The organism is Micromonospora sp. NPDC007208 (genome assembly GCF_042869175.1).
GTDB lineage: Bacteria > Actinomycetota > Actinomycetes > Mycobacteriales > Micromonosporaceae > Micromonospora > Micromonospora foliorum.
Window position 1 is genome coordinate 364,196 of record NZ_JBIAFG010000001.1, and the last position, 14,631, is coordinate 378,826.

Below are 14,631 nucleotides of genomic sequence, written 5' to 3' on the forward strand. Positions count from 1 at the left end.
GGACGTGGGCGGCCGCCGGACGCCGACCGGCGGCCGCCCCCGCGACCGAACGCCTGCCCACCGGTGCCGACCGTTCGCATCGGGCTTCTCCGCGCACCCGCTCACATCGGTCAACGGCGTACGCGATAGCGCAGGTGAAGCACCCGGTTGCCCTGAATCACCACGTCAGGATCCTCCAACAGGTGCTGCGCGTGGACCGACCCGAAGTAGCGCTTACCGGACCCGAACACCACGGGTACGACGTCCATGCGCACCTCGTCGACCAGGCCCGCGGCAAGCACCTGGCCACCGACGTCGCCAGCGGCGACCTCGACGAGGCGGTCACCCGCGAGCTCCTGCGCCTTGGCCACGGCTGCCTCGACACCGTCGACGAAGTGGAACGGCGCCTCGGGGTCCCAGCCTTCGGGCTTCGGCCGATGCGTCACGACGACCACGTGGTCGACCCCGCCCGGAGGCTTCCCGTCCCAGCCGTCCGTCATGTCGAAGACGTCGCGGCCGACGATCGTCACCCCGATCTGGTCCCAGTACGCCCGGGTGTAGTCGTAGGACGTCTGCGACACCTTCAACTGGCCGCTCTCGTCCAACGGCACCTCACCGTTGAGCAACCAGTCGAACAGCGGTCCGGGCTGGTCGTTCTCGTCCGCGATGAAGCCGTCCACCGACACCGAGCTGTACATGACCACCGTGCCCATGGGCGCTCCTCTGTTTGGGGATGCCCTCAGATTAGAGTTTCGTGGGCTGTCGCTCTTGTAAGGAATCAATCGGTCGGCAACGGCCAGCCGTCCAGCACATGGCCGGGATGTTCGCGCAGGAACCGCCGCCGGACTTCGACATATCGTGTCGGTGTGAGCCCGGTGAAGGCCCGGAACTCGTGGCCGAAGTGAGCCTGATCGAAGTAGCCCGCGCTACTGGCGAGCTCGGCCCAGTCGATCGGTTCGGTGGGGTTCATCGAGAACACGGCGGCGGTGAAGCGGTAGGTGCGGGCCAACCGCTTAGGCGTGACGCCGACGAGTTCCTTGAAGCGCTGTGCCAGGTGAGTGCTGCTCACACCGGCTGAAACCCTCAGGTCGTCGATGGCCACCGCCCCGCTGGTCGCCGCGATGACGCGGCTCGTATGGCGGACCAGCCCCAGGCCGGCCGCGTCGCCCAGCCGTCGCATCAGCTCCTGCTCGAGCAGCGTCAGCATCTCGTGCGGTCCCTCGGCCGTGGCCAGCCGGTCTCGTAGCTCGGCAATGGCGGGCCGGCCCCAGACCTGCTCTACCGTCACCGGCCGGTCACACAGCTCGGACGCGGGCATCGGCAGGAACGGCGCCAGCCCCCACGGCTTGAAGTGCACGCCGACGGACCGGGTCCGGAGTGGGTAGCCGAAATCGAACGCGCGGGTGGGCGTGGTGACCACACAGCCGTCGGCGTACTCGGCCGTCTCGACGTCGGTGCCGCCCCGAATGAGGAACGGCGGCCCGAGATTGATGATGAGCAGCGCCGCCGGACTTGCCGGCAGCGTCAGCCGGGCGTACGGCGGCGCACCCTCCAGGTAGTAAAGGTCGTCGATGAGCCCGTCCAGCGGCGGTCGCGGCACTCTGGACACGTACTCCACGCCCACAGTATCGCCGACACCTCGCCCACAATCGTGTGCCGAAATGGTCCAGCCGCGCTGGTTTCTGGGCGAGTTCGACGACAAATGGCCTATCAACGGCACCGAAGACACTTCGCATTGTGAAGAGCCTCCGTCTTCTCGGATTCGCTGACGGAAGGCTCATCCGTGCTGAATGCTTGTGGTGTGCCGCACCGGGTCGGGATTTCGGGCCGCCTCGCGGTCGCCATCCAGGCACCCCATCGAACGTTTCCGCCGCTCACCGTCGTGCTTCCACGCCCAGCGGCAGTGTGACAATTCGGAAGGTGATGCTGAATGAACGCAACTCCTGACGCGTCCGGCCAGAAGGCAGGGCTGCCCACTGTCGTGCTCGTGCACGGGGCCTTTGCCGACTCGTCGAGCTGGAATGGCGTGATCGCTCACCTCAAGCGTCGAGGCTATCCGGTCATGGCAGTCGCCAACCCGCTGCGCGGTGTGCAGGAAGACGCCGCTTACGTCCGTTCCGTTCTGGACACCGTGGACGGTCCGGTCGTGATGGCCGCACACTCGTACGGCGGAGCAGTGATGACCGAGGCCGCGGACGGCGCCGCCAACGTGAAGGCTTTGGTGTACGTCGCCAGCATCAGCCCGGACGTCGGCGAAAGTGTGCTCGACCTGACCATGAAGTATCCCGGGAGCCAACTCGGTACTTCCATCAAGATGGTTCCCTGTCGTCTGCCCGACGGTAGTACTGGCATGGAGCAGTACATCGAGCAAGACAAGTTCCCGGCGGTGTTCGCCGCCGACGTCGCACCCGACGTCGCCGAGGTGATGGCGGTTACGCAGCGGCCGCCCACCGAGAGCGCCCAGACCGGGTCCGTGGCCAAGGTCGCCTGGAAGACCATCCCGTCGTGGACCCTGATCTCTACCCGGGACCTGGGCATTCCGCCGGACCTGCAACGCTTCATGGCCCAACGGGCCGGGTCCACCACGGTCGAGATCGAGGCGTCTCACGCCGTGGCAGTGTCGCAACCCGGCCCGGTAGCTGATTTCATCGACAGTGCCGCCCGCGCCACCACGGGCTAGTTCGCCGGTGGTGTTGTTACGGCGGATCAGGAGGCTGTGTCGGCCGGGAGGATGGTGGGACGACCGAACCGCCAGCAAGATACAGCGGAGCGTGTAGGTCACGTGCCCTCATAGCCGCACGAATTCTTGTGGCGACGTTGTCGGGAAGACGCTGCTCGGCCTCCCTGGGCGAGAAGAAGGCCGCGTCCTCCAACTCTTGTCCCGGCAGGACGAGACCATTGAGGTTCGCGATCGACCCGCAGTCGAACGTGAAGCTGACAATCGCGCGTGGCCGCCGCCCGGCGGGCGGTGCCCAGTCCACTACGAGAAGGTCACCCACCACCACGGAGATCCCCAACTCTTCTCGGATCTCGCGGGTACAGGCATCATGCGGGTATTCGCCTCATCGACATAGCCACCGGGGAAGGCCCAGTGGTCGCGGTACGTGGGTTTGACGAGCAGCACGTCGCCGGCCGGATCGGTGATGAAGGCCGCGGCGGCGGCGTAGAAGGAAGCCAGGTTGGCGTACCAGGTGGCAGGCTCCGTCCAGGTCACCTCGGTGACGCTAGCCGACGGTCCAGGTGGTCGCGCCGGCTGAGGTTCGGTGCCGGCCGTTGGCGCGTACCGTGATCGCCGATGTTGCCCGCGCGCGGCCGGCACCGGCCGGCGTGGCGCGACTGGCCACGTTGGTTGGCCTCACCCAGTGACGGACGCGCGCCGGCGCCTGTCGTTCGCCGGGTGGATGGTGCGTACCGGGTTGGGCACCGGCCCTCGGGGCTGCCACTCCCGGGGGTAGCCGAGGGAGACCTCCTCGAAACGGACCCCGTCGTGGAACGTGGTGCGGGGGATGTGCAGGTGCCCGTAGACCACGGTGGCGGCGTCGAAGCGCAGGTGCCAGTCGCTGGTGCGGACCGTGCCGCACCACTGGGCGAAGACCGGGTACCGCAGGACGTCGGTGGGTTCCCGCACCAGCGGGTAGTGGTTGACCAGCACCGTCGGCAGCGCCGGGTCGCGTTCGGCCAGCCGGCGTTCGGTCTCGGTGACCCGGGCCGCGCACCACGCCTCCCGGCTCGGGTACGGGTCGGGGTGCAGCAGCGCCTCGTCGGTGCACACCACGCCGGCCGCGTACGCCAGGGCCAGCGACTCCTGCTGGGTACGCGCCTCCGGCACCCGGAACGTGTAGTCGTAGAGCACGAAGAGCGGGGCGATGGTGGCCGGACCGCCGTCGCCGTCCCACACCGGGTACGGATCCTCCGGGGTGACCACCCCCAGCCGTCGGCACATCCGCACCAGCTCGCGGTAGCGCTCCTCGCCGCGCAGCGTGACCGGGTCACGCGGCGGCGTCCACAGCTCGTGGTTGCCCGGCGCCCAGACGACCCGCGCGAACCGACTGCTCAGCAGCCCGAGTGCCCACTCGATGTCGGCGAACCGGTCGGCGACATCGCCGGCGACCAGCAACCAGTCGCCGTCGTTGTCGGGGCGCAGCTCCTGGACGAACGCGCGGTTCTGCGGGTGCCCGACGTGCAGGTCGCTGACAGCTCGCAGTCGGGGCGGAAGGCTCACCCCCCCGAGGCTAGGCCGTCACGGCCCGATCAGGACACCCCTGTCCCGCCAGTGGGCACGTCAGCAGAACCAGCCGTCCTGCACCCAGCCGCGCCGGTTGATGTACCCGTAGGCGAAGCCGTAGACGTAGCCGCCGCTGCGGGGACCCTCGACCAGGAACGTCTGACCCTGGTAGAGGGTGCCCATCCAGGCGCCGACGGGTTGGGTGCGGACGAACAGGTCGCTCGCGCACACCGTCTCCCGCTCCCCGATCGTGCCGTTGGCGGCCTGTGCGGGGGACGGCAGGGTCACGGTGGCGGCGACGATCCCGGCGAGCAGGCCGGCGAGGGCGCCACGCCGGGTCACCATGAGTCGTACCCGCCGATGCACTCGGCGCGGAGATAACCCCAGTCGTTCGGGCCGAAGTCGAAGGACGCCGCCCACCCGTTGTAGACCGGGTGCGCCCCCGGCGTGTGGCCGATCTTGTTGCCGTACACGAGGGTGCGCTTGAGGCCGGTGGGCCCGCCGGCGGAGTCGTAGTTGGCGTAGAAGCTGGCGCTCTGGCAGACCACGATGGCGTGCCGTGGCACCACCGGGTCGGCCTGGGCCGGCGTGGCGCCCAGGGCGGCCACCGCCGCTCCGACGGCCAATGCGGCGGCCGCCGTGCGGATTCGTCGAAGCATGCCCACCTCCCGTACGCCGAAACTTTCCTACCGGCGACCCTACCGATGAGGTTGATAAATGTCGATGGGGAGGCGGGTGTGTGGGCCGGCTCCCCATGTGCCTCGCTGGCCCGCATATCCGGCGACCCGACGGGAAAGCGCGGGGCGTCCGACAGCCCGAGACCGGAGCAGGAGACAAAACATGCCTTTCATCACCGTGGGGACGGAAAACTCCGCGCCCATCGACCTGTACTACGAGGATCACGGTTCCGGTAAGCCGGTGGTGCTGATCCACGGCTTCCCGTTCAACGGCGCGACCTGGGAGAAGGTGACCACCCAGCTGCTCAACGCCGGATACCGGACGATCACCTACGATCGGCGCGGATACGGCAACTCGGCCCAGCCGACGTTCGGGTACGACTACAACACGTTCGCGGCGGACCTGGACGTGCTGATGACCGAGCTGAACCTGAACGACGTGACCCTCATCGGGCACTCGATGGGCACCGGCGAGGTGATCCGCTACCTGGGCAACTACGGCTCCCAGCGGGTGAGTCGGGCCGTTGTGCTCAGCCCGCTGCAACCGATGTTGGCCAAGGCCGACGACAACCCGGAGGGCGTCGACCGGAGCCTGTTCAAGGGTTTCCAGGACGCCATCATCAAGGACCGGTTCGCCTACCTGACCCAGTTCTGCGACGCGTTCTTCAACTACAGCGAGAACAAGGGCAAGCTGGTCAGCGAGGAGGCGTACCGGGCGCACTGGCAGATCGGCGCGATGGCCTCCGCCAAGGCCAACCACGACAGCGTGACCGCCTGGCAGGAGGACTTCCGCCCCGACCTGCCGAAGGTCGACGTGCCGCTGTTGATCGTGCAGGGTGACAAGGACAACGTGCTGCCCTACCCGGTGACCGGCCAGCGACTCGGGCCGATGATGCCGACCGGCAAGCTCATCACGCTCAAGGGCGCGCCGCACGGTCTTCCGTGGACCAACGCCGACGACGTCAACAAGGCGATCATGGACTTCATGAAGCAGCCGGCAAAGGCTCGCGCCTGATCCGTCCCGGGTAGCCGATCGGACGCCAGCGCCAGCACGGCGCCGCGACACCCGGCCCAGGGTTCGCACCGGGGCCGGGTGTCGTCGTCGGTCAGGGCCGGCGGGCCACCACCGCGCCGTTGGCGCCGGGCGCGTCGAACGGCACCGTCCGTACGTCGACGAAGCCGGCGTCGGTGAGCCAGGCCGCGTACTCGGCGCCCGAGTAGTTCCGGCCGCCCTCGGTCTCGACAAGCATGTTCATCCCCATCAGGGCGGCCTCCGGCGGCCCGGTGCGCTCGTCGTTGAGCAGCAGTTCGCAGACGACGATCGCCCCGCCGGGCGGCAACGCCGCGTGGCACCGGGCCAGTAGCGCCCGGTTCGTCGGCTCGTCCCAGTCGTGCAGGATCATGCTGAGCAGGATGACGTCGTGCCCGTCCGGCAGCGCCGGGTCGGCCAGGAAGTCACCGGCCACGGCGTCGATCCGCCCGATCAGGCCGGCCTCCGCGATCCGCTCCCGGGCCCGCACGCAGACGTGCGGCAGGTCCAGGACTGTCGCCCGCAGCTCCGGCAGGCGGCGGCAGAACTCGATCGGGAACGCGCCCGCGCCGCCGCCCACGTCGAGCAACCGGCGGTGCGCGGAGAAGTCGTACGCGTCGGCCAACGCGCTGGCGGTGAAACTGGACGTGGAGAACATCGCGTCCCAGAACTGCGCCAGCATCTCCGGGTCGGCGGTGTCGAACATCGACTGTTGAGCCTCCGGGTCCCAGGTCAGCGGCCGATCCGTGCGCAGGGCCTCGCCGATGCGGTGCCAGGGCAGGTAGGTGCGCAGGTCCGAGTAGCGGACCTGCGCGCCGAAGTAGTACGGCCGACCCTCGACCAGGAACTGCTCGGCCAACTCGGAGTTGCGGTAGCCGTCGCCGGCCTTCTCCAACAGGCCGAGCGAGGCACTGGCGGCCAGCAACAGGTCCGCGGGCCGTTCGGGCAGCCCGAACTCGGCGGCGGCTTCCTCCACGGTCAGTGTCCGCCCGCCGGCGAGCCTGGTGAACAGGCCCAGCTCGACGCCGACCGCGAGGGTCTTGAACCCCCACACACCGGCCACCAGGCGCATGAGGGGAGTCGGAGTGATCATCACGACATGAGATCACAGATCCATCCCCTCCACTATGGGCGGTTACGCCCGCAGCAGCGTCACCAACCCCGCGGCCACCAGCACCCCGGCCCAGAGCCGGTCCACGTTGAACCAGGCGCGACGCAGCACACCGACCCCGAGCACGTGGTAGACCAGCAGCGCCACGGCCAGGGCGACGCCGAGCATGGCCACGGTGTGCACCCCGGCCGCCGCGAGGCCGGAAAGCGCACCCACCGGCGCGGCGGCCAGGTGCCCGGAGTGAACCCCGGGCACCGGCTCGGCCACCAGCACCGGCAACAACATCAACCCCGCGCCGTGCGCCGACGACATGAGGAACGACCAACCGGCGAGCTGCGCCGCGGACAGTCGCATACCCGCCCAGCGGAAGTGCCGCTCGGAGAGCAGTCGCCACATCCCGAAGGCGACCAGCAGCACACCGCCGACCACCGCCAGGGCGGTGCTCGCCGTCACCGAGCGGGTCGCGGCGACCAACGCGGCGACGATCGCCACCGAGGCGAGATGCCCCACCGCGATCGGCGGCAGGGCGCGCAGCAACGCCAGCCGGCTGCGCTCCTGCAGGCCCCGGGCCACCGCGAACAGCCAACCCATCGCCGGGTTCAGACCATGGAACGCGCCGAGCGCGGCGAGCGTCGCCAGGGTGCCGACGGTCACGGGAAGCAGTACGAGTCGGAAGAGGCGTCCCCGCCCTGCAACCGGGTCTGGTGCACCCGCAGCCCCCGGAACTCCTCCCCGTGCGGAAAGAACCGCTCGTCGGGGGTGAGCCCACCGGCGTCCACGTCGACGTCGAGCTTGGCCAGCCAGGCGCCCACCCCGTCGGGGTAGAACTGGTCGTCCCACGCGCCGTAGAGCGAGTTGCTGACGTAGACCCGCCGGCCGTCCCGGCTGACCTCCACCATCTGCGGGCCACCGGCCAACGCCTCGTCCGGAGCGGACGGGTGCGCGGTCCGGCGGACGATCCCGCCCAGGTGCACCGAGCCCGTCTGCACCGGGTGCAGCGGGTCGCTGACGTCGTACTGGCGCAGCTCCCCGGTGCCCCAGCAGGAGACGTAGAGGAACCGGTCGTCGACCGACAGGTCGATGTCGGTCACCAGCGGCGGCACCGCCCCGAACGGCTTGAGCAGATCGGGCAGGTCCGCCGGATCGGCCGGCTCGGCCGGGATGTCGATCACCTTGGTGACCGCCCAGGCGTCCCCGTCGCGGTGCCAGAGCCAGATCGAGGCGGACAAATCCTCGACGCTGATCACCACCCCGACGAACCCGTACGACTTCGTCGGGTCGTGCGCCGGCCGCAGCTCCAGCGGCATCTGGTACTGGTCGCCGAGGTCGACACGTTGCACGTGCCGGCGTTTGGCGAGGTCCCAGAAGTGGATGGCGTGCCCGTAGCGTCGGCCCAGCAGCAACTCACCGATGATGCCGTCCTCGATCATCGACGGGGTGCCCCACTCGCTGCTCACCAGCACGTCCTGGGTCAGGTGCCACCACACGTCGTACGCCAGGAACTGCGGCCCCCGGTCGGCCTCCCACGCCCCGCGGACCTCGAAGGTGGTGTGGTCGAGGATGGCGATGCCACCCGGACCCTCGGCGCCGTCCGCGCCGCCCAGGGCGGAGAGGTAGATGCCGTCCGGGCCACAGTGCACGGTGTGCGGCCGCGAGTAGCCGGCCCGCTTCGCCAGCTCCTCCGCCCCGATCACCTTGACGATCTGTGGTTGGCGCGGATCGGGCTGGGTATCGAGCACGTGGATGCGCGACGACCGCAGGCCGGGCACGATCAGGTAGCGCCGCTCGACGTGCGGGTGCGGGGCGGTCGGGCAGAGCGCGCTACTGCACGCGTTCCAGCCGAAGTGGTGCAGCTCGTCACCGACGTAGGGCAGGTCGGTCCAGCCGACCACGCGGCCGTAGTCGGGGGAGTCGGGGTCGGTGTCGAGCACCACGATGGCGTCCGGACGGCTGGCCGTCCGATCGAAGGCCGCCACGTAGGCGAGCTTCTCGGCCGGTGCGGTCACCGCCTCGCGGGGCGAGGGGTAGAACGTGGGGTCGGGGGTCCAGCGGGTCATCACAGCTCCGCTCGTCAGGTGGTGGGAACGCCGAGTCGGTCGAGCAGGTGGCGGCGCAGCGCGCCGAAGGCCGGGTCGTCCGGCGTACGGGTGGGGCCGAGGTCGACGGGCAACTCCGCGGCGATGCGGCCCTCGTCGAGGAGCAGGATCCGGTCGGCGAGCAGCAGCGCCTCCTCCACGTCGTGGGTGACCAGCAGGGCGGCGAAGCCGTGCTCGGCGCGCAGCCGGCGCAGCAGGATCTGCATCCGCAGTCGGGTCAGCGCGTCCAGGGCGCCGAACGGCTCGTCGAGCAGCAGCAGGTCCGGTTCGCGGACCAGCGCCCGCGCCACGGCCACCCGCTGCGCCTGCCCACCGGACAACTCCGCCGGCCAGGCGCGATGCCGCTCGGCCAGGCCGACCTCGGCCAGCGCCCGCCGGATCCGCCCCGGGCCGTCCGCGCCGGACAGCCCGAGCCCCACGTTCTCCGCCACGCGTTTCCACGGCAGCAACCGGTGCTCCTGGAAGACCACGGCGGCGGTGCCGTGCACGACGCTCGTCCCGCTGGCCTCGCCGTCCAACCCGGCGAGAATCCGCAGCAGCGTGCTCTTGCCGGAACCGCTGCCGCCCAGCAGGGCCACCACCTCACCGCGGGCGATGGTCAGGTCGACCCCGGCCAGCACGACCGTCGGCCCGAATGCCCGGCGCACCGCGTGGGCGGTCAACACCGGCTCGGCGGCGGTCAGGTGGCCCGCAGTCCGCGACGCCATGTCAACATCCTCCTCTCCAGGACACGCAACGCAAGGTCGGATATCAGCCCGAGCAGGGCGTAGACGAGCAGGCCGAGCACCACCACGTCGGTCTGGCTGAACTCCCGCGCCTCCATCATCAGAAAGCCGATCCCGGTCTGGGCGTTGACCTGCTCACCGACGACCAGGCTGAGCCAGGCCGCCCCGATCGCCAGCCGCAGGCCGAGGAAGAGGGACGGCAGCGCGCCGGGCAGCACCACGTGCCGCAGCCGGGCGGCCTGACCCAGACCACAGGTACGGGCAGCCTCCACCAGCCGCTCGTCGATGTCCCGGATGCCGGCGTAGGTGTTGAAGTAGATGGGGAAGAACGCCCCCAGAGCCACCAGGCTGATCTTCAGTGACTCGCCGATGCCGACCCAGATGATCAGCAACGGGACCAGACCGAGGTGCGGCAGCATCCGGGCCATCTGCACCGGCGGGTCGACCAGGTCGTCCCCGAGCCGCAGCAGCCCGGCCACGGTGCCCAGGACCAGGGCCAGGAGACCACCGATCAGCAGGCCCGCCCCGGCCCGGGTGAGGGAGTCCAGCAGGTGGATGCCGAGCGTGCCGTCCCGGCTCAGCCGCGCGCCGGTGGCCAGGACGTCGCTGGGCGCGGGCAGCTTCTCGGCCGCCAGCAGCCCGGTCCGGGCGGCCAACTCCCAACCCAGGACCAGCACCACCGGGCTCACCACCCGCCGCCAGCGCCGGGCCGGCCGCTGACGACGGGGTACGACCGGGGCCGCCGCCGTGACCTGGTCGGGCGCCTCGACGAGCGTCGTACGACTCACTGGAACACCGCGTTGAACCGGCCGTCGACCCGGGAGCGGAGGTCGACCGGCCCCGGGATGAGTTCCAGGGCGATGAAGCTGTCGGTGATCGCCTGAAGCTCGTCCCCGATGGCCGGGGTGACCGGGGCGAGGGGTTTGGCGCTGCGGGCCAGGGCGCGGCTGGTGACGTCCTGCGGGATCTTCAGCTCCGGCGCGAGGGTGCTGGCTCGCTCCTCGGGGTGGGCGATGCCCCAGTCGGTCACCTCGCGGTAGCGCTGGAGGAACGCCCGGATCTCGTCCGAGCGCTTGTCGACCGCCTGGGGTGCGGCCAGGACGTACTCACGGTTGCTGGCCAGGCCGGTCGCGTCGGCGAGCACCTGGACCCCCGGTTGCTCGGCCAGGGCGAAGTACGGGTCCCAGATAACCCAGGCGTCGATCTGGCCGCCGTCGAACGCGGGCCGCCCCTCGGCGGGCTTGAGGTACTTGACCTGGATGTCCTTCAGGGTCATGTTGTTCGCCTCCAGCAGCCGGACCAGCAGCCAGTGCACGTTGGACCCCTTGTTGAGGGCCACCGTCTTGCCCCTGAGGTCGGCGAAGCTGCGGTAACCCCGGTCGGCCTTGACCAGCACCGCCTCACCCTGCGGAATCGGCGCCGAGGTGCCGATGACGGAGAACGGGATCTTCCCGGCGGCGGCGAAGACCGGCGGCGCCTCGCCGACCTGCCCGATGTCGATGGAGCCGGCCTTGAGTGCCTCGGTGAGCGCCGGCCCGCTCTCGAACAGCGACCACTCCACATCCGGTGCGGCCCCGCGCGCCTTGACCAGGCTCAGCCCGCCGAAGCGCTGGTAGCCGATCCGGAGCTTGCTCTTGCTGCCGCCCGCATCGGCGGACCCGCCGCACGCGCTCACCGCGACCGTGGCGAGCAGCGCCACGGTGGTGAGCACGGCCGTCAGGAGGCGGCGATGCGGGGGACGGCTCGTCGACGGGGTGGGCATGGCGGCTCCTCGGATCGGGGCGTGCGGGCAGCGGCGCATCGACAGGTGTCGGCGCCGGCAGTAGCCTACTAACCCGATAGGTTTTGTGGGTAGGCTGTCGGCGGGATCGTCCCACCCCTCAGGAGGTGCCCGCTCGCCCCGCGCGCACTCGCACCCCCACCCGCCGCCCCCGCACGGAAAGAGCCGAGATGACCCTCACCTTCCACTGGTTCCTGCCCACCAACGGCGACAGCCGGGACATCGTCGGCGGCGGACACGGCGTACCAACCGGTGCCGCCGGTGGTGCCCGCCCGGCCAGCGTCGCGTACCTCGGGCAGATCGCCCGCAGCGCCGAGCAACTCGGCTTCGTCGGCGCGCTCACCCCGACCGGCGCCTGGTGCGAGGACGCCTGGCTCAGCACCGCGATGCTCGCCGAGGTGACCGAGCGACTCAAGTTCCTGGTCGCCTTCCGGCCCGGGCTGCTGGCCCCCACGCTCGCCGCCCAGATGGCCTCGACCTTCCAGCGGCTGTCCCGGGGCCGGCTGCTGCTCAACGTGGTCACCGGCGGCGAGTCGCAGGAGCAGCGGGCCTACGGCGACTTCCTGGACAAGGACGCCCGGTACGCGCGGGCCGACGAGTTCCTGCACGTGGTCCGTGCGCTGTGGCGCGGCGAGACCGTCGACCACGACGGCACCCACGTCCGCGTCGAACAGGCGCGGCTGCATCGGCTGCCCGACCCGGTGCCGCCTGTCTACTTCGGTGGGTCCTCCGCCGCCGCCCTTCCGGTGGCGGTACGCCACAGCGACGTCTACCTCACCTGGGGCGAGCCGCCGGCCCTGGTCGCCGCCAAACTGGAGCGGGTCCGGGAGTTGGCCGCCCGCGCCGGGCGGGAGCTGCGCTTCGGCATCCGGCTGCACGTCATCGTGCGGGACACCGCCGAGCAGGCCTGGGCGCAGGCACAGCGTCTGCTCGACGGGGTCTCCGAGGCCGACATCCGGGCCGTGCAGGAGGGGCTGCGCCGCAGCGAGTCCGAGGGGCAGCGCCGCATGCTCGACCTGCACGGTGGCTCCCGCGACGGCCTGGAGGTCGCCCCCAACCTGTGGGCGGGCGTCGGGCTGGTCCGTGGCGGGGCCGGCACCGCGCTCGTCGGCAGCCACGCCGAGGTCGCCGACCGGATCGCCGAGTACCACGCGCTCGGCATCGACGAGTTCATCCTCTCCGGCTATCCCCACCTGGAGGAGGCGTACTGGTTCGGTGAGGGCGTGCTGCCGATCCTGCGCGACCGCGGGCTGTGGCGGCACCCCGACGGCCCGCGGGGCACGGCGGACCATGTCGACGTCCCGTTCGCCGGCTCGCCCGCGCCGGAGCCCGCCGGGGCCCGCTGACCGGGCCCGCCCGGGCCCGACGCCCGTTGCGGTCAGGCGGGTCGGCCGGCCATCCGTCGGCCGATCCGCCGCCCGGCGAGGCTCACCACCGTGCTGCCGGCCGCCATCCCGACTAGCACCAGAATCCCGCCGACCACCCACAGCCCGCTGTCGTCGGTCGACGCGGCCCGCCACGACCACGCCGCCGTGAACGCCACAGTCATCACCGGTGCCACCAGCCACGGGCTGAGCCGCGTCCCGGCGAGCGCGGCCAGCAGCACGAGCGTCAGCACGCAGCCGACCACCTGCCACGGCTCGTACGGGCCGCTGCTCGCGCCGGTCTGCGCGTCGACCGTGTACTCGTCGTCCCAGCCCAGCCAGAGCAGCCACGCCCCGACCGTGGCCGCCGCCAGGAACAGAACACCGAGCAGTGCGCGGGTACCCCTCGTCGCCGTCATCCGGCGATCATGCCCTGCGAACCCCCGCACCGGAACAGCCGTCCCGCGCCCCGACCTCAGGCGCCGGTGGCATCCCAGACCACCACGTGGACGACGAACACCTGATCCTTGCCGGGCGGGGCGATGGTCGCGAACCCGACGCGCCCCTCCGAGGTGCGGAAGCAGAAGTCCGCCCCCGGCGTGAACGATGCCCGCGCCGACCCGGAGCCGCCGACGGCGCAGGCCGCGTACGCCAGGCGGGGGTCGCCGCCGGAGTACTGGTACACGTTCGGCGGGTTGGCGACCTGGATGTTGTCCGACCGGATGTCCGCCCAGTCGTGGTACAGGTCGAGCCCGTCGGTGGCCCCGCCGGTGTGCTTCGCGACGACCTGCTGATCCGGGCGGTCGACGTCGACCGCCGCGCCGCGCGGCAGCACCACGCTGCGGTCCACGAGGACGCGCGGCGCGTCCGGGTCGACCACGGCCGTACCGTTGACCGTTGGTGTGGCTGGCGTCGGGGACGGCCCCACGGTCGGGGTGGCGGCCGTGCTCGGCGGGGACGCGCCTCCCGACGGTGTGGGCGTCGAGGTGCCACCGGCCGCGGGTGGCGGCGTCGACCCGCGGCCGAGTTGGGTCGCCACGACGCCGCCGAGCAACACACAGCCGAGCGCGAGCAGCGCGATCGCCAGCCGGGTGCGTTGGTACCAGAACCAGAAACCGCCGAGCAGCAGAACGGCGGTCAGGGCGAGGGCGACCAGTAGCGCGTCCCGGCGCAGCACGCCCTCCACCGCCGTGACCACGCCGAGGACGTTGGCGGCCACCCCGACCACGGTGAGCGTCCGCAGCCGCCGTTCACCGTCACCGCTCGCCGCGGGCGCTGACTCCTGCATTGGGTGCCTCCCCTGTGGCCGATACCCGATCGCGGCGCAGCCCGACCGGGCGACGGAAAGCCCGCCCAGATCATGCTCTCACCGCCTCGCACGCCGTCGGGGGTCAGGACACGCGGGTACGCGGGCCGTCCGCGTTGGACTGTTGCCTCGGTCGGTGGCGATCCTCTACGGTCTGCTCAGCGGTGGGCGGTGCGGTCCGCATCCGACCCGACACCGCCGGATGCCCGTCGTGCGGGCCGGGATGGTGGAGTCCCGGGTCGCCCCGTCGGCGGTGACCCGGCGGTCGTGTGACTCCCAGCTCGTCCCCGGGCGCTGATGCCCGGCGCGGCTCCGTGCGGAGCCGACGACGAGCCGGG

The 14,631-nt window shown here is 71.1% G+C and carries 19 protein-coding genes; 4 read left to right on the top strand and 15 right to left on the bottom strand.

What is annotated here, in order from left to right:
- Nucleotides 1–110 precede the first annotated feature (110 nt).
- The gene (locus ACFYL6_RS01435) at nucleotides 111–692 is read right to left on the bottom strand and encodes a dihydrofolate reductase family protein (RefSeq protein ID WP_387166002.1); all 582 of its coding nucleotides are present in this window, start codon (nucleotides 690–692) and stop codon (nucleotides 111–113) included.
- A gap of 65 nt (nucleotides 693–757) precedes the next feature.
- Nucleotides 758–1,597 (bottom strand): helix-turn-helix domain-containing protein, encoded by an 840-nt coding sequence (locus tag ACFYL6_RS01440; protein WP_387166004.1) that lies wholly within the window; start codon nucleotides 1,595–1,597, stop codon nucleotides 758–760.
- Between the two features lie 312 nt (nucleotides 1,598–1,909).
- Here ACFYL6_RS01440 and ACFYL6_RS01445 point away from each other — a divergent pair, with 312 nt between their 5' ends.
- Nucleotides 1,910–2,659 (top strand): alpha/beta fold hydrolase, encoded by a 750-nt coding sequence (locus tag ACFYL6_RS01445; protein WP_387166006.1) that lies wholly within the window; start codon nucleotides 1,910–1,912, stop codon nucleotides 2,657–2,659.
- Between the two features lie 16 nt (nucleotides 2,660–2,675).
- On the opposite strand, the gene ACFYL6_RS01450 is transcribed toward ACFYL6_RS01445, so the two are convergent.
- From ACFYL6_RS01450 to ACFYL6_RS01470, 5 genes are all read right to left on the bottom strand, one after another.
- Nucleotides 2,676–2,984 carry a hypothetical protein gene (locus ACFYL6_RS01450; RefSeq protein ID WP_387166008.1) on the bottom strand — a complete coding sequence of 103 codons (309 nt, stop codon included), beginning with the start codon at nucleotides 2,982–2,984 and terminating at the stop codon, nucleotides 2,676–2,678.
- Nucleotides 2,960–3,193, bottom strand: a complete 234-nt coding sequence (locus ACFYL6_RS01455; RefSeq protein WP_387166010.1) for a hypothetical protein — start codon at nucleotides 3,191–3,193, stop codon at nucleotides 2,960–2,962. The genes ACFYL6_RS01450 and ACFYL6_RS01455 overlap by 25 nt, the downstream gene beginning before the upstream one ends.
- A 141-nt stretch (nucleotides 3,194–3,334) precedes the next feature.
- On the bottom strand, nucleotides 3,335–4,201 hold the full coding sequence (locus ACFYL6_RS01460; RefSeq protein WP_387166012.1) for a metallophosphoesterase family protein: 867 nt from the start codon (nucleotides 4,199–4,201) through the stop codon (nucleotides 3,335–3,337).
- A 60-nt stretch (nucleotides 4,202–4,261) separates the two neighbouring features.
- The gene (locus tag ACFYL6_RS01465; RefSeq protein ID WP_387166014.1) at nucleotides 4,262–4,549 is read right to left on the bottom strand and encodes a hypothetical protein; all 288 of its coding nucleotides are present in this window, start codon (nucleotides 4,547–4,549) and stop codon (nucleotides 4,262–4,264) included.
- Nucleotides 4,543–4,863: a hypothetical protein gene (locus ACFYL6_RS01470; protein ID WP_387166016.1), complete on the bottom strand. Its 321-nt coding sequence runs from the start codon at nucleotides 4,861–4,863 to the stop codon at nucleotides 4,543–4,545. Before ACFYL6_RS01470 ends, ACFYL6_RS01465 begins: the two co-directional genes overlap by 7 nt.
- Before the next feature lie 181 nt (nucleotides 4,864–5,044).
- Between ACFYL6_RS01470 and ACFYL6_RS01475 the strand changes: the two genes are divergently transcribed.
- The gene (locus ACFYL6_RS01475; RefSeq protein ID WP_387166018.1) at nucleotides 5,045–5,896 is read left to right on the top strand and encodes an alpha/beta fold hydrolase; all 852 of its coding nucleotides are present in this window, start codon (nucleotides 5,045–5,047) and stop codon (nucleotides 5,894–5,896) included.
- Nucleotides 5,897–5,987: 91 nt separating this feature from the next.
- Here the strand turns inward: ACFYL6_RS01475 and ACFYL6_RS01480 are convergent, their stop codons facing one another.
- From ACFYL6_RS01480 to ACFYL6_RS01505, 6 genes are read right to left on the bottom strand one after another with little or no spacing between them, the layout of a single operon-like run.
- Nucleotides 5,988–7,004 carry a methyltransferase gene (locus ACFYL6_RS01480; RefSeq protein ID WP_387166020.1) on the bottom strand — a complete coding sequence of 339 codons (1,017 nt, stop codon included), beginning with the start codon at nucleotides 7,002–7,004 and terminating at the stop codon, nucleotides 5,988–5,990.
- Between the two features lie 42 nt (nucleotides 7,005–7,046).
- Nucleotides 7,047–7,676, bottom strand: a complete 630-nt coding sequence (locus tag ACFYL6_RS01485) for a hypothetical protein (RefSeq protein WP_387166021.1) — start codon at nucleotides 7,674–7,676, stop codon at nucleotides 7,047–7,049.
- A complete protein-coding gene (locus ACFYL6_RS01490; protein ID WP_387166023.1) occupies nucleotides 7,673–9,079 on the bottom strand; it encodes a selenium-binding family protein in 1,407 nt (468 codons plus the stop codon). Before ACFYL6_RS01490 ends, ACFYL6_RS01485 begins: the two co-directional genes overlap by 4 nt.
- A 14-nt stretch (nucleotides 9,080–9,093) precedes the next feature.
- On the bottom strand, nucleotides 9,094–9,825 hold the full coding sequence (locus ACFYL6_RS01495) for an ABC transporter ATP-binding protein (RefSeq protein ID WP_387166025.1): 732 nt from the start codon (nucleotides 9,823–9,825) through the stop codon (nucleotides 9,094–9,096).
- On the bottom strand, nucleotides 9,798–10,631 hold the full coding sequence (locus ACFYL6_RS01500; protein WP_387166027.1) for an ABC transporter permease: 834 nt from the start codon (nucleotides 10,629–10,631) through the stop codon (nucleotides 9,798–9,800). The genes ACFYL6_RS01495 and ACFYL6_RS01500 overlap by 28 nt, the downstream gene beginning before the upstream one ends.
- Nucleotides 10,628–11,605 (bottom strand): aliphatic sulfonate ABC transporter substrate-binding protein, encoded by a 978-nt coding sequence (locus tag ACFYL6_RS01505; RefSeq protein WP_387166029.1) that lies wholly within the window; start codon nucleotides 11,603–11,605, stop codon nucleotides 10,628–10,630. Before ACFYL6_RS01505 ends, ACFYL6_RS01500 begins: the two co-directional genes overlap by 4 nt.
- Nucleotides 11,606–11,793: 188 nt before the next feature.
- Here ACFYL6_RS01505 and ACFYL6_RS01510 point away from each other — a divergent pair, with 188 nt between their 5' ends.
- Nucleotides 11,794–12,969 carry an LLM class flavin-dependent oxidoreductase gene (locus ACFYL6_RS01510; RefSeq protein WP_387166031.1) on the top strand — a complete coding sequence of 392 codons (1,176 nt, stop codon included), beginning with the start codon at nucleotides 11,794–11,796 and terminating at the stop codon, nucleotides 12,967–12,969.
- A 32-nt stretch (nucleotides 12,970–13,001) separates the two neighbouring features.
- Here the strand turns inward: ACFYL6_RS01510 and ACFYL6_RS01515 are convergent, their stop codons facing one another.
- Together ACFYL6_RS01515 and ACFYL6_RS01520 are read right to left on the bottom strand one after the other, a co-directional pair.
- Nucleotides 13,002–13,406, bottom strand: coding sequence for a hypothetical protein (locus tag ACFYL6_RS01515; RefSeq protein ID WP_387166033.1), 405 nt, complete (start codon nucleotides 13,404–13,406; stop codon nucleotides 13,002–13,004).
- A gap of 56 nt (nucleotides 13,407–13,462) precedes the next feature.
- A complete protein-coding gene (locus tag ACFYL6_RS01520; RefSeq protein ID WP_387166035.1) occupies nucleotides 13,463–14,275 on the bottom strand; it encodes a hypothetical protein in 813 nt (270 codons plus the stop codon).
- Between the two features lie 154 nt (nucleotides 14,276–14,429).
- Here ACFYL6_RS01520 and ACFYL6_RS01525 point away from each other — a divergent pair, with 154 nt between their 5' ends.
- Nucleotides 14,430–14,591, top strand: coding sequence for a hypothetical protein (locus tag ACFYL6_RS01525; protein ID WP_266302291.1), 162 nt, complete (start codon nucleotides 14,430–14,432; stop codon nucleotides 14,589–14,591).
- The last annotated feature ends 40 nt before the right edge of the window (nucleotides 14,592–14,631 follow it).